Source organism: Kaistia dalseonensis (genome assembly GCF_030814715.1).
GTDB classification, from domain to species: domain Bacteria; phylum Pseudomonadota; class Alphaproteobacteria; order Rhizobiales; family Kaistiaceae; genus Kaistia; species Kaistia dalseonensis.
Genome location: NZ_JAUSVO010000006.1, coordinates 17477 through 29693 on the forward strand (window position 1 = coordinate 17477; position 12217 = coordinate 29693).

The window sequence follows — 12217 nt, forward strand, 5'->3', positions numbered from 1 at the left end:
TTGCCGCCCTGTCGCGGATGCGCGTCTCCATACACGGGAGCCCGCGCCCGTGACCGCCATCGCGCAAGCGCCGAGCGGCGACCAGGCAGAGCGCATTCTGCTCGGCCTCTCCGTTTCGCTGGTCGGCAACCTGATGTTCGCCACCAGCGACGCCATCGTCAAAACGCTGTCGGGGCGATATTCCGTCTTTCAGCTCGTCGTGACGCAGGCCGTCTTCGCGCTGGTTCCGCTGATCATCATGGTGATCCGGGACGGCGACTGGCGCCAGATTCGGGTCCAGCATCCGCGCCTCGTGTTCCTGCGCGGCCTGCTGGCCGGCACGGGAACCGTGTTCGGCTTCTTCGCCTTCTCGCAATTGCCGCTGGCCGAGACCTATTCGATCTTCTTCTGCACGCCGATCCTGGTCACGATCCTGTCGATCCCGATCCTCGGCGAGCGTGTCGGCCTTCATCGCTGGGGTGCCGTGATTCTCGGTCTCGTCGGCGTCATCGTGATGGTGCGTCCGGGCTTCGCCACGCTGCATCTCGGCCATGCGGCCGCCCTCATGGCCTCGATCATCGGCGCCTTCACCGTGCTCGTCATGCGGCGAATCGCACGCGAGGAGCGCCACGCGGTCATGGTGATGGCCGTGATCACGGGCCTGATCGTCGTTGGTCTGCCCGGCATGATCATGACCTTCCGCCTGCCGAGCCCGCAGGACATGCTGCTCTTCGCCTGCGGCGGCCTGCTCATGGGCAGCGGCCAGTTCTTCGTCGTGCGCTCGCTCTCGCTGGCGCCGGCCTCGGTCATCGCGCCCATGCAATATTCCATGATGATCTGGGCGATCATCTATGGCCTGCTGCTGTTTGGAACCGCAGTCGACCCGTTCGTCGTGTTTGGCGCGATGATCGTGATTTCGAGCGGGCTCTACATCATGCACCGCGAGCGCAAGCGCAGCCGCATGTCACGCCTCGCCGCCAAAGGCGCGTGAGGCGGCGCACCGAGCGCCGCCACCCAACGATTTCCTAGAAGGTCGGCGCGGGACGACCGGCAGCGCGGCAGGCGGCGACCAGCGTGTTCGCCATTAGCATGGCGATCGTCATCGGCCCGACACCACCGGGAACCGGCGTGATCGCGGAGGCATGCGCCGCAGCTTCCGCATAGGCGACATCGCCGACAAGGCGCGTCTTGCCCGCGCCGCGCTCCGGCGCCGGAATGCGGTTCATGCCGACATCGATGACGACGGCGCCGGGCTTGATCCAGTCGCCGCGCACCATTTCCGGACGGCCGACGGCTGCGACCAGAATGTCGGCCCGGGCGGCCAGCGCCGGCAGGTCGCGGCTGCGCGAATGGGCGATCGTGACCGTGCAGCTCTCCTGCAGCAGCAATTGCGCCATCGGCTTGCCGACAATGTTGGAACGGCCGATGACCAGCGCGTCCTTGCCCGAGAGATTATCGCCCAGAACGCGCTTGATCAGCACGAGGCAGCCGGCGGGCGTGCAGGAGACGAGCGCGCGGTCGCGCTCGCCGATGGCGAGGCGACCGACATTGATCGGATGGAAGCCGTCGACATCCTTGGCAGGCTCGATCGCCTCGATCACGGCGGTCGTGTCGATATGAGCCGGCAGCGGCAATTGCACCAGGATGCCATGAATGGCGGGATCGCGATTGAGCGTCGCCACCAAGGCGAGCAGGTCGGCCTGCGAGGTATCGACGGGCAGCGTATGCTGGACGGAATGGAAGCCGAGCTCGCTCGCCTTCTTGCCCTTCGCGCCGACATAGACCTGGCTCGCGGCGTCCTCGCCGACGAGCACGACGGCGAGGCCGGGCGGCAAGGCGCCGGCCGCGACCAGTTCGGCAGTGCCGGCCGCGACCCGGGCCGTGATGTCGGCCGCTACGGCCTTGCCGTCGATGATGGCGGCCGCCTTAGCGGAAGATGACGGTGCGTGTGCCATTGAGGAGCACCCGATGTTCGAGGTGGAACTTGATGGCGCGCGCGAGAACAGCGTTCTCGATGTCGCGGCCGATCGCAATGAGCTCTTCCGCCGACATGGAGTGATCGACGCGGCCGACATCCTGTTCGATGATCGGGCCTTCGTCGAGTTCCGCCGTGACGTAATGCGCCGTGGCGCCGATCAGCTTCACGCCGCGCTCATGCGCCCGGTGATAGGGCTTGGCGCCCTTGAAGCTCGGCAGGAACGAGTGATGGATGTTGATCACGCGGCCGGCGAGCCGCTTCGACAGGTCGCTCGAAAGCACCTGCATGTAGCGCGCGAGGACAACGAGATCGATCCGCTCGGCTTCGATCAGATCGAGAAGCCGGCGCTCCTGCCCTTCCTTGTCGTCGGCGACAACGGGCAGATAGTGGTAGGGCAGCCCCTCGGCCTCGACGCGGCGGCGCATCGTCTCGTGATTGGAGACGACGGAGGCGAGTTCCATCGGCAATTGCCCGATCGAATTGCGATAGAGCAGATCGTTCAGGCAATGGCCCATCTTGGAGACGAGAATCATCACGCGCGGCTTGACCGCGAGATCGTGCAATTCCCAGACGAAATTGTAGCCCGTCGCGACGGGCAGGAAGCCGCGCGAGAAGCTCTCGACGGTGGTTGATGCGGGCGCGGCGAAGGCGACGCGCATGAAGAAACGGCCACTATCGGGATCGCCATATTGGGCGCTCTCGACAATGTTGCAGTCCTGCGAGGCGATGCAGTTCGCCACCGCGGCGACGATACCTCGACGATCTTCGCACGACAGAGTGAGAACGAAGCGTGCGGGTTCCACCGGCATGTTGCAACTGCCCTAGATCGACTGCGAAAATAGAAAAGGCCTTCAGGGCGCGATCCCTAACGCCCGCAAGCGCCCACCGCAACTGCCAACTGCAGCCAAGGCCGGATACGGCCCGGCGCCGCGCGAAACGAGACTTGCGCCCGCAGCGCCAAGCAGAAAGAGTGCGGCCAGTAAAACCAAGAAGGCCGTCATGTCCGAACCGCACTATGCGATTCCCCCCGCCCCCATCTCCTCGCTGCCGATCCAGGGATCGGAAGCCCGCTTTCCCATCCACCGCATCTATTGCGTCGGCCGCAACTATGCGGCCCATGCCCGCGAAATGGGCCATGATCCCGATCGTGAGCCGCCCTTCTTCTTCCTGAAGAACCCGGACGACATCGTTGAGCCGGGCGTGCCCGTACCCTACCCGCCGCTGACCGAGGATCTGCATCACGAGGTCGAACTCGTCGTGGCGCTCGGTGAGGGCGGCAGCGACATTCCGGCCGAGGCCGCGCTCGACCATGTCTTCGGCTATGCGATCGGGCTCGACCTGACGCGGCGCGACGTGCAGGCCGAGGCGAAGAAACTGGCCCGGCCCTGGGCCACCTCCAAGGCCTTCGCCGCCTCGGCGCCCACCGGCCCGATCCATACGGCGGCCGCGATCGGCCATCCCGATTCCGGCCTGCTGACCGCGACCGTCAATGGCGCGGTCCGCCAGGAGGGAGACCTCGCCGACATGATCTGGTCGGTGCCGGAGATCATCGCCCATCTCTCGCGCTGGTTCGTGCTCGCGCCCGGCGATCTGATCTTCACGGGAACGCCGGCCGGCGTCGGCGGGCTCGTTCGCGGCGACATCGTGGTCGCCTCGATCGCCGGCCTCGGCGAACTCAGCGTCCCGATCGTCTGATTGCGGCGACACGATTTGGCAACGCACCGCATGTATAGTGCGCCTCTAGCACAGGCATGCGGGCGGGCTTCGGGCGAACCGCCGAAAGGAAGAGAACGATGATGGCGATCGATCCCAACAAGCGCCGGGCGATCGCGTTCATCGCGAGCGCGACGCCGGAGGCCTGCGCCGCCTGCGATCGGCTCTGCGAACTCTATGACACGGTCGACCCCGAGGCGGCGGACGTGATCGTCGCGCTGGGCGGCGACGGCTTCATGCTGCAGACGCTGCACCGCTTCATGAATTCGGGCCGCCCGATCTACGGCATGAATCGGGGCTCGGTCGGGTTCCTCATGAACGAGTTTCGCGAGGAGGCGCTGCATGAGCGCCTCGCGGCCGCCCTAGCCACGACGCTCTACCCGTTGCGCATGGACGCACTCGACGTGGCCGGCAACGAGCACCGCGCCTATGCGATCAACGAGGTCTCGCTCTTCCGCCAATCCTACCAGACGGCCAAGCTGCGCATTTCGATCGACGATCAGGTCCGGCTCGAGGAACTGAGCGGCGACGGCATACTCGTCGCGACCCCGGCCGGCTCGACCGCCTATAATCTCTCCGCGCATGGGCCGATCCTGCCGATCCATGCCCCGCTGCTGGCGCTGACGCCGATCAGTGCCTTCCGACCGCGCCTCTGGCGTGGCGCGCTGCTGCCCGACCGCATCACGGTCAAGATCGAGGTGCTGGAGCCGGGCAAGCGTCCGGTAAACGCCGTCGCGGACCACACCGAGATCAAATCCGTGCTGCAGATTTCGGTGAAGCAGGATCGGCGCGCCCGGGCCCTGATCCTGTTCGATCCCGGCCATAGCTGGGACGACCGCATCCTGGCGGAACAATTCCGCTATTAGGCGTCTTGGAAGGTAGGCGTCCTGGAAGCGCCCGCGCCCGTCTCCCCCGCTGCGCGGGAGAGACGATGGACGGCGCCGGCTACGCGACCGGCTTCCAGTCGGTGACGATATCGGCGAGGTTGGGCCGCGGCCGCTCGAAGGGCGGTATGTCGCGCGTGCCGATATGGATCAGGCCTGCGAGCCGCTCGCTGTCCGAAAGCCCCAAAATGTGGCGCGCCTCCGGATCATAGCTCACCCATTCGGTGATCCACTGGGTGGAAAAGCCCATCGCATTCGCCGCGACCATCAGGTTCATCGCAACCGCGCCGGCCGAAAGCACCTGTTCCCATTCCTTGATCTTCGGGTGATCGGGAACGGTGCGGCTGACGACCGCGATCACGAGCGGGGATCGCGTGAAGCGATTGCGCTCAAATTCGATGAATTTCGGATCGATATCGGGCCGCTGGCGCTGCATCAGCGCGGCCGTCGCCTCGCCAGCCAGACGGCGCGAATCGCCGCGGAACAGGATGAAGCGCCACGGCACCAGCTTGCCATGGTCGGGAACGCGGGCCGCGATGGTCAGCAATTCCTCGATCTGCGCATCACTCGGACCAGGTTCGACGATGTTGACGGCAGGGATCGAGCGGCGTGTCTTCAGAAGATCGAGCGTATCTGTCATGATGTCCAAGGGTCTGGCCAAAACGGATCGGTTGGGAGAATAGTCGGCCGAGGCGTGTGGCGCGCGACGCCGTCCCTGACATCGGACGAATCGCCGCCCATTTCAACCCCGGTCAGTGGTCGTCGCCATGCTGCAACAGGGTCTTGAAATCGCCACCGTGATCGGGCTCAAGAGAGCCTCGGAATTATTAAGGTCGCCTTGGTGGCGCATCGTCGGCTGGAGGTTCGGAAGACCAATGGGAGCGAACCTTGCTCACTGAGCGGCTGGATAGCCTGGGCCGCTGGCTGTGCTGGAATGCCGCCGCGCTCCTCTTCGTGATCGTGGGCGCCCTGCCCGCCTTCGGCCAGAACGCGCCGACGCCGCCCGCCGACATCCCCGATGGCGCCGCGCCGTCCGATCCGCTGTCGCTCGCCCCGCTCCTGCCCGACCATGTCGTCGACCCCGCTGCTCTGCTGAAGCCCGGCGTCAGCGAGCATCCGGCCGGGGCCGCCAAGGCCAAGCCGCAGAACGGCTTCACGCTCGAAGCGAAGCTGACCGATGCCGGCGCGCTGCTGCCGACGGGCGTCGTCTGGCGCATCTTCGCCGACGCGCCCGGCAGCGACGGCAAGCTGCCGCTGGTCAACGAGATCAATGGCGGCACTGTCCATGTGCCGCTGAAGCCCGGCAATTATCTGGTCCACGCCGCCTATGGCCGCGCGGGCGTCTCGAAGCGCATCGTCGTCAATGGCGACGGGCAGAGCGATACGCTCGTTCTCAATGCCGGCGGGCTCAAGCTCTCGGCGATCGTCGGCAAGGACCAGATGCTGCCGGCCAAGGAGGTCGAGTTCGACATCTATCCCGGCGGCGAGCAGAACAATAGCGAACAGAACGCCATCGCCACCGACGTCAATGCCGACACGATGGTTCGCCTCAATGCCGGCACCTATCACGTCGTCTGCCGCTATGGCGACGCCAATGCGGTGGTCCGCGCCGACATCAAGGTCGAGGCGGGCAAGCTGACCGAGGCCTCGCTGTTCCAGAAGGCGGCGCGCATCACGCTGAAACTGGTCTCGGAGGATGGCGGCGAGGCGCTGGCCAACACTTCATGGTCGGTCATGACCCCCGGCGGCGACAGCGTCTTCGACAGCGTCGGCGCGTTCCCGGACGTCGTGCTCGCCATCGGCGAATATACGGCGGTCGCCAAGCACGACAACAAGATCCACGAGCGCAACTTCACCGTCGAATCCGGCCGCAATCGCGAAGTCGAAGTGCTCGCGAACTAAGACCCGGGGGAGTCGGAACCATAATGGCGCAGACGATCAGGCGGCCGATCCTCGGCTTCGACCATATCGCGCTTCTCGTGCGGGACATCGCCGAGAGCGGTGATTTCTACCGCGACGTGCTCGGCCTGCAGGAAGTGCCCAATGATATGGGCCGGGCAACGGTGCGCTGGTTCAGCCTGGGTGACGGCCGGCACCTGCACCTGTCGCAGGGCGATATGGCCGGCGTCGGCATCAAGCGTTCAAATCACTTCGCGCTGGCCGCCCGCAATTTCGACGAGACGATCGAGCATTTTCGCGCCTCGGGTCTGGCATTCCAGGATTTCGCCGGCGAGGCCGGCAAGGTGCACATGCGCCCTGACGGCTTCCGCATGGTGTTCATCCAGGATCCGAACGGATACTGGATCGAGATCAACGATCACGCGTGAAAGCGCCGCCGCATCGCGGCGGCGCCTTCAGATTCATGCCCTGGCGAGATCCGGCGGCGTCGCCTCCGCCACCAGCGCGGCGATCGCGTCGGAGAGGGTTTCCGAGACCTGATCGCGCGAGCCGAGACGGCGGATATTGACCGTCGCCTCTTCCGCCTCGCGCTTGCCGCAGACCAGGATCACCGGAACCTTGGCGACCGAGTGCTCGCGAACCTTGTAGTTGATCTTCTCGTTGCGGAGATCGATCGAGGCCCGGAGCCCGGCCTTCTTCAGCTTGGCGACGACTTCCTCGGCATATTCATCGGCTTCCGAGGTGATGGTCGCGACCACGACCTGCTGCGGCGCGAACCAGAGCGGGAAATGGCCGGCGAAGTTCTCGATCAGAATGCCGAGGAAACGCTCCATCGAGCCGCAAATAGCGCGATGGATCATCACCGGCGTCTTCTTCTCGCCGTCTGAATCGACGTAGAACGCACCGAACCGCTCCGGCAGGTTGAAGTCGACCTGCGTGGTGCCGCACTGCCATTCACGGCCGATCGCGTCGCGCAGCGTATATTCGAACTTCGGCCCGTAGAACGCGCCCTCGCCCGGCAGGATGCCGGTCTTGATCTTGCCGCCCGACTGCTCCTCGATCGTCTTCAGCACGCCCATCATGACCTCTTCGGCATGATCCCAGACGGCATCGGAGCCGACACGCTTTTCCGGGCGGGTCGAGAGCTTCACGACCACTTCGGCGAAGCCGAAATCCTCATAGGTCGAGAGGATCAGGTCGTTGATCTTCAGGCACTCGGCCGCCATCTGCTCTTCGGTGCAGAAGATGTGCGCATCGTCCTGCGTGAAGCCGCGCACGCGCATCAGCCCGTGCAGCGCGCCCGAGGGCTCATAGCGATGGACCGCGCCGAATTCGGCGAGGCGGAGCGGCAGGTCACGGTAGGACTTCAAGCCGTGCTTGAAGATCTGCACATGGCCGGGGCAGTTCATCGGCTTCAGCGCGAAGACGCGCTCGTCCTCGGTGTCGTCGCCGGCCGACGTCACCGCGAACATGTTCTCCTTGTACCAGCCCCAATGACCGGAGGTCTCCCAGAGCGACTTGTCGAGCACCTGCGGCGCGTTGACCTCCTGATAGTCGAGCGGGCGCAGGCGCCGCCGCATATAGGCGATCAGCTCCTGGAACATCGACCAGCCCTTGGCGTGCCAGAAGACGACGCCCGGCCCCTCCTCCTGGAAATGGAACAGGTCCATTTCGCGGCCGAGCTTCCGGTGGTCGCGCTTCTCCGCTTCCTCCAGCATATGGAGATAGGCGTCGAGCTGGACCTGGTCGTGCCAGGCGGTGCCGTAGATGCGGGTCAGCATCGGATTGTTCGAATCGCCACGCCAATAGGCGCCCGCGACCTTCATCAGCTTGAAGGCCGAGCCGATCTGGCCCGTGGACGCCATATGCGGACCACGGCAGAGATCGAACCAGTCGCCCTGATTGTAGATCTTCAGGTCCTGCCCGGCCGGAATCGCGTCGACGAGCTCGACCTTGAACATCTCCCCTTTGTCGGTGAAGACCTGTCTCGCCTTGTCGCGCGACCAGACCTGCTTGGTGAAATGGGCGTTGCGCGCGATGATCTCGCGCATCTTCGCCTCGATCTTCGGCAGATCCTCGGTGGTGAAGGGCTCGTTACGGAAGAAATCGTAATAGAAGCCGTTCTCGATCACCGGACCGATGGTGACCTGCGTACCGGGAAAAAGCTCCTGCACGGCCTCGGCCATCACATGCGCCGCATCATGGCGGATCAGTTCGAGCGCGCGCGGGTCTTCGCGCGTCACGATCTCGAGCTTCGCATCATGGGTGATCGGGTCGGAAAGGTCGGTCAGCACGCCGTCCAGCGTCATGGCGACGGACTTCTTGGCGAGCGACTTGGAAATGCCCTCGGCGATTGCCTTGCCGGTTACACCGGCCTCGAACTGGCGAACGGAACCATCGGGAAATGTCAGATTGATCATACTATCTCTCCTGCTCACTCCCGCAGACGAGCGCGGGTAAGCGGTTTGTCATGGCGCTACGCCGTCATCCCGGGCGGAGCGAAGCGAAAACCCCGGTTCCATCCAGCCGCGATCGTTGGGAGCGTCGGCCGCCATGGAGCCCCGCTTTCGCGGGGATGACGGGAGAGGGTATCAAGCGCAATCGTGGGCTGATGTCCAGCTTCAAGGCGTCAGGCCACAGCAAATCCAGCCGTGATCTGAGCGCTGCGGCCGAGCGCGTCGGCGGCGTCCCGCATCAGCGCTTCGGCGATAGGGTCGCCCGTGTCGCGCGCCAGCGCCGCGAGCGTTTCGCGGGCATGGATGGCATCGGTTGTCAGCGACAGCGCCACGATGGCGCGATCGATGGCGGCTGCATCGGCACGAGGGTCCAGCGCACGAATCCTGAGCCCCGCAAGCGCGTCGCCGAGCCCGCGTGTCGCGACAAGCGCTTCGCCCTCCATATCGGGCCGGTCGGCGGACCGGATCAGCCGCAGCGACAAGCGCCCGAGTTGCCATTGCAGCGGAACCGGGCCGCCATCCGCCAAGCGGATCTCGGCAGAAGACAGCCGCCGAAGATCACGCCGAATCGCGCGCACCATGCGCGTGGCTGCGAGTTCCGCGCGGTTCGGGAGCACCAGGATCAAGCCGGATACGACCAGCGCCGCCAGCAGGAAGGCCGCCGCGCCACCAAGGATGTCCGCAGGACTCCATGGCACGTTCACCAAGGGCTGCGCGGCGAGCAGAAAGCACATATTGGCGTCGATCGCCGGGATAGCCGTCCATTTGCCGACCCGCGCCAATCCGCCGAGCAGCAGGAACGGCGCGAGGGACAAGATCAGGACAAGATTGGTCCCGACATGGGGCTGAACCGCAACGCGGTAGAGGATAGCAACCGCGATCCCGGCCGAGACCCCAATGACGATCTGCGGCGCCGCGCGGCGCGGGGTCGGCAAGGATGTGATCACCATCGACATGATGCAGATGCCGAGTGCCGCGAACTCGCCGGCGCGCCATGGCACGACCAGACCGGCTAGCGCCGAGATCATGGTCGCGAGGCCGACGAAGAGGCCCGATTCGAGCGCGACGGCGCTGTCGCGCTGCGGCGACAGAACGGCGCGCAGCCAGTCGAAATGCTTCGGCTCCCGAACCTTCCGTTCCGCAAGGACGACATCGCGGCGCGCAAGACGACGCAGGGCGACGCCAAGCTCGGCATCGTCACGCTCGACGCGCGCGATCACCTCCTCCGATGGCGCGGCCGAGGCCAATTCCTCGGCGACACGTGCCACATCCCGGGGCTCGAGACTCACGGGCTCGCCGCGCTGCGCCCGCGCGCCCAGCGTGCCGGCGCGCGCCATCACGGAGAGAACCGCGACGATTTCCGAAATAATGCCATTATAGCGCTTGTAGCCGTCGACCGATCCGGCCGTAACCGTCGTCGCGGCTGAAAGCGATGCGGAGAGCCGGCCGAGCAGATCGCTCGCGCGGACATCGCTCTCTCCCGAAAGTCGCCTTGCAGCAAAATCGGCCGCGTCGACGGCAATGCGGCGCAAGCTCTCGTCAAAATCGTCCCGCCGGGCCCAGGGCGTCGACACGGCCATCACCAATGTCACCACGATCACGCCGATCAGCGTGCAGACGACACGGGCGACCGCGAGGTCGAACGACCCCTCTGGCGCCAGTACGGTCGGCAGGACCACGATGCCCGCCGTCATGCCGGCCATCATCACGCCATAGGACTGCACGCCGCGCACGACATGGACCAGCGCCGCGGCAAGCCCGACCCAAAGACCGAGCGCAACGACCACCGCGACCGGATCCGGCAGCAGTCGCAGCACGGCAAGGCCGACGGCGGCACCGACGATGGTGCCGATCAACCGAAAGATCGCCCGCTCTATGAGCAGGCCACGCGAGGGCTGCACCACGACCCAGATCGGCATGGCGGCCCAATAGGCATGCGGGATGCCGGCGAGGGTCGCGATCGAGAAAGCAAGCCAGGCTGCGAAAGCGAGACGAAACGCCCGCTGGAGCCCGGGTCTATCGATGCCGACCAGCGACGTGAATTGCACTGCCATGGGAGCCCGCTTGCCGCCTGCCGTGCGGCTTCTCGATGAAAATCGTCGACGTTACGGGCGCTCCCCTCGCCTGCCGCCGACCTTCTGCATGGTCATGGCTAGCGCAGCCTTCGGCAGTGCGCAACCGAACCTGGCCTATCGATCCAGCCGCGTCTTGGGATCGATATTCCGGCCGGTCCAGCGGCCGTAACGCCAGGGCAGATACCATGCGGCGTTCGCGGGGCGCTCCTCCGGCACGGGATCATAGCCCGACGCGCCGAAGGGACCGCAGCGCTGGAAGCGGGCGAGCGTCATCCAGCCGCCGGCCCAGAGCCCATGGCGGCGAATCGCCTCCTCGCCATAGCTGGAGCAGGTCGGCAGATAGCGGCAGGATTGGCCGAGAAAGGGCGAGAGCGTCAGCTTGTAGAGCCGGATCAGGCCGATACCCACGAGCGCGGGAAGCCGCGCCACGAATGGCGCGGCCCGTGCCGGATCGACCGGATCGGCGCTCAAGCGCGTTCCGGTCGCGCCGTGATCATGAGCAGTGGAAGTACAGATAGCGGCCGGCCTCTTTGCCAGCGGCCGTGGCCGAGGCCTCGTCCGCACTGATCTTGCCGGCGGAGGCGAGCGCCGTCGCCGCAGCCGTCACCGCCGTGGTCAGCTGGCCCTTGTCCGAGCAGACGGGCTTCAGGTCCGGATTGCTGGCCTTGACCTGGTCGACGATCGTCTGCGCATCGGCCGACAAAGCGAAGGCCGGCGCCAGCGTTCCAAAGAGCCCCAGCGACGCCGCCGCCAGAGCGATCACGGCGCGGCCGCGCAATGTCTTTTGGATCATTCTTGTTCCTCCCCAATATGGGAGAGCCGGTGCGGGATCGCCCGGCCTCTCCTCATAAGCTCAAGCGACTTCGCCGGATCGATGGCAGACGGCTTCGACATTGTGACCGTCCGGATCCAGCACGAAGGCGGCGTAATAATTGGCATGATAGTTCGGCCGAAAGCCCGGCGCGCCATTGTCGCTGCCGCCAGCCTCGATCGCGGCGGCATGAAAGGCGCGGACCGCCGCATGGTCGCGCGCCGTGAAAGCGAAGTGGATGGGACCCGGCACGGCACCCATCGTGCCGATCCAGAACATGATCCGGCCTTCTTCGCCAAACGCCGCCCAGCCATCGCCCTCATGGACGATGCTTATATCGAGCGGGGCGAGCGCGCTGATGTAGAAATCGCGACTCTTCAGAAAATTCGAGACGTTGAACCCGAGATGATCGAAAGGCATGC

At 65.6% G+C, this 12217-nt stretch carries 13 protein-coding genes; 5 read left to right on the plus strand and 8 right to left on the minus strand.

Annotation, left to right across the window (positions count from 1 at the left end; all coding sequences use genetic code 11):
• Positions 1-49: 49 nt before the first annotated feature.
• Positions 50-970, plus strand: coding sequence for a DMT family transporter (locus tag QO014_RS19545; RefSeq protein WP_266350437.1), 921 nt, complete (start codon positions 50-52; stop codon positions 968-970).
• A 34-nt stretch (positions 971-1004) separates the two neighbouring features.
• Here the strand turns inward: QO014_RS19545 and folD are convergent, their stop codons facing one another.
• Together folD and purU are read right to left on the minus strand one after the other, a co-directional pair.
• Positions 1005-1934 (minus strand): bifunctional methylenetetrahydrofolate dehydrogenase/methenyltetrahydrofolate cyclohydrolase FolD, encoded by a 930-nt coding sequence (gene folD / locus QO014_RS19550; RefSeq protein ID WP_266350438.1) that lies wholly within the window; start codon positions 1932-1934, stop codon positions 1005-1007.
• Entirely contained in the window at positions 1906-2766 is an 861-nt protein-coding gene (gene purU, locus QO014_RS19555) for a formyltetrahydrofolate deformylase (RefSeq protein WP_266350439.1), read from the minus strand. Before purU ends, folD begins: the two co-directional genes overlap by 29 nt.
• 190 nt (positions 2767-2956) lie before the next feature.
• Between purU and QO014_RS19560 the strand changes: the two genes are divergently transcribed.
• The gene (locus tag QO014_RS19560; RefSeq protein ID WP_266350440.1) at positions 2957-3652 is read left to right on the plus strand and encodes a fumarylacetoacetate hydrolase family protein; all 696 of its coding nucleotides are present in this window, start codon (positions 2957-2959) and stop codon (positions 3650-3652) included.
• Between the two features lie 101 nt (positions 3653-3753).
• Complete coding sequence (locus QO014_RS19565; RefSeq protein WP_266350847.1) at positions 3754-4536, plus strand: NAD kinase; 783 nt, start codon at positions 3754-3756, stop codon at positions 4534-4536.
• A gap of 79 nt (positions 4537-4615) precedes the next feature.
• On the opposite strand, the gene QO014_RS19570 is transcribed toward QO014_RS19565, so the two are convergent.
• A complete protein-coding gene (locus QO014_RS19570) occupies positions 4616-5194 on the minus strand; it encodes a nitroreductase family protein (protein ID WP_266350441.1) in 579 nt (192 codons plus the stop codon).
• Between the two features lie 248 nt (positions 5195-5442).
• On the opposite strand from QO014_RS19570, the gene QO014_RS19575 reads away from it, so the two are divergent.
• Both QO014_RS19575 and QO014_RS19580 read left to right on the plus strand, forming a co-directional pair.
• Positions 5443-6456, plus strand: coding sequence for an RgsD C-terminal domain-containing protein (locus tag QO014_RS19575; protein WP_266350442.1), 1014 nt, complete (start codon positions 5443-5445; stop codon positions 6454-6456).
• A gap of 23 nt (positions 6457-6479) precedes the next feature.
• Positions 6480-6881: a VOC family protein gene (locus QO014_RS19580; protein WP_266350443.1), complete on the plus strand. Its 402-nt coding sequence runs from the start codon at positions 6480-6482 to the stop codon at positions 6879-6881.
• Positions 6882-6914: 33 nt separating this feature from the next.
• On the opposite strand, the gene thrS is transcribed toward QO014_RS19580, so the two are convergent.
• The 5 genes from thrS to QO014_RS19605 form a co-directional block, all read right to left on the minus strand.
• Positions 6915-8873 (minus strand): threonine--tRNA ligase, encoded by a 1959-nt coding sequence (gene thrS, locus QO014_RS19585; protein ID WP_266350444.1) that lies wholly within the window; start codon positions 8871-8873, stop codon positions 6915-6917.
• 209 nt (positions 8874-9082) lie between these two features.
• Complete coding sequence (locus QO014_RS19590) at positions 9083-10963, minus strand: FUSC family protein (protein ID WP_266350445.1); 1881 nt, start codon at positions 10961-10963, stop codon at positions 9083-9085.
• Between the two features lie 135 nt (positions 10964-11098).
• Positions 11099-11521 carry a membrane protein insertion efficiency factor YidD gene (gene yidD, locus QO014_RS19595; RefSeq protein WP_370877187.1) on the minus strand — a complete coding sequence of 141 codons (423 nt, stop codon included), beginning with the start codon at positions 11519-11521 and terminating at the stop codon, positions 11099-11101.
• On the minus strand, positions 11478-11777 hold the full coding sequence (locus tag QO014_RS19600) for a hypothetical protein (protein ID WP_266350446.1): 300 nt from the start codon (positions 11775-11777) through the stop codon (positions 11478-11480). Before QO014_RS19600 ends, yidD begins: the two co-directional genes overlap by 44 nt.
• Before the next feature lie 60 nt (positions 11778-11837).
• Positions 11838-12215 carry a VOC family protein gene (locus QO014_RS19605; protein WP_266350447.1) on the minus strand — a complete coding sequence of 126 codons (378 nt, stop codon included), beginning with the start codon at positions 12213-12215 and terminating at the stop codon, positions 11838-11840.
• Between the last annotated feature and the right edge of the window lie 2 nt (positions 12216-12217).

Excerpts from the sequence above, each read along its gene's own strand:
- folD (WP_266350438.1), bottom strand. The coding sequence starts at position 1,934 with ATGGCACACGCACCGTCATCTTCCGCTAAGGCGGCCGCCATCATCGAC.
- purU (WP_266350439.1), bottom strand. The coding sequence starts at position 2,766 with ATGCCGGTGGAACCCGCACGCTTCGTTCTCACTCTGTCGTGCGAAGAT.
- QO014_RS19560 (WP_266350440.1), top strand. The coding sequence starts at position 2,957 with ATGTCCGAACCGCACTATGCGATTCCCCCCGCCCCCATCTCCTCGCTG.
- QO014_RS19565 (WP_266350847.1), top strand. The coding sequence starts at position 3,754 with ATGGCGATCGATCCCAACAAGCGCCGGGCGATCGCGTTCATCGCGAGC.
- QO014_RS19570 (WP_266350441.1), bottom strand. The coding sequence starts at position 5,194 with ATGACAGATACGCTCGATCTTCTGAAGACACGCCGCTCGATCCCTGCC.
- QO014_RS19580 (WP_266350443.1), top strand. The coding sequence starts at position 6,480 with ATGGCGCAGACGATCAGGCGGCCGATCCTCGGCTTCGACCATATCGCG.
- thrS (WP_266350444.1), bottom strand. The coding sequence starts at position 8,873 with ATGATCAATCTGACATTTCCCGATGGTTCCGTTCGCCAGTTCGAGGCC.
- QO014_RS19590 (WP_266350445.1), bottom strand. The coding sequence starts at position 10,963 with ATGGCAGTGCAATTCACGTCGCTGGTCGGCATCGATAGACCCGGGCTC.
- QO014_RS19600 (WP_266350446.1), bottom strand. The coding sequence starts at position 11,777 with ATGATCCAAAAGACATTGCGCGGCCGCGCCGTGATCGCTCTGGCGGCG.
- QO014_RS19605 (WP_266350447.1), bottom strand. The coding sequence starts at position 12,215 with ATGCCTTTCGATCATCTCGGGTTCAACGTCTCGAATTTTCTGAAGAGT.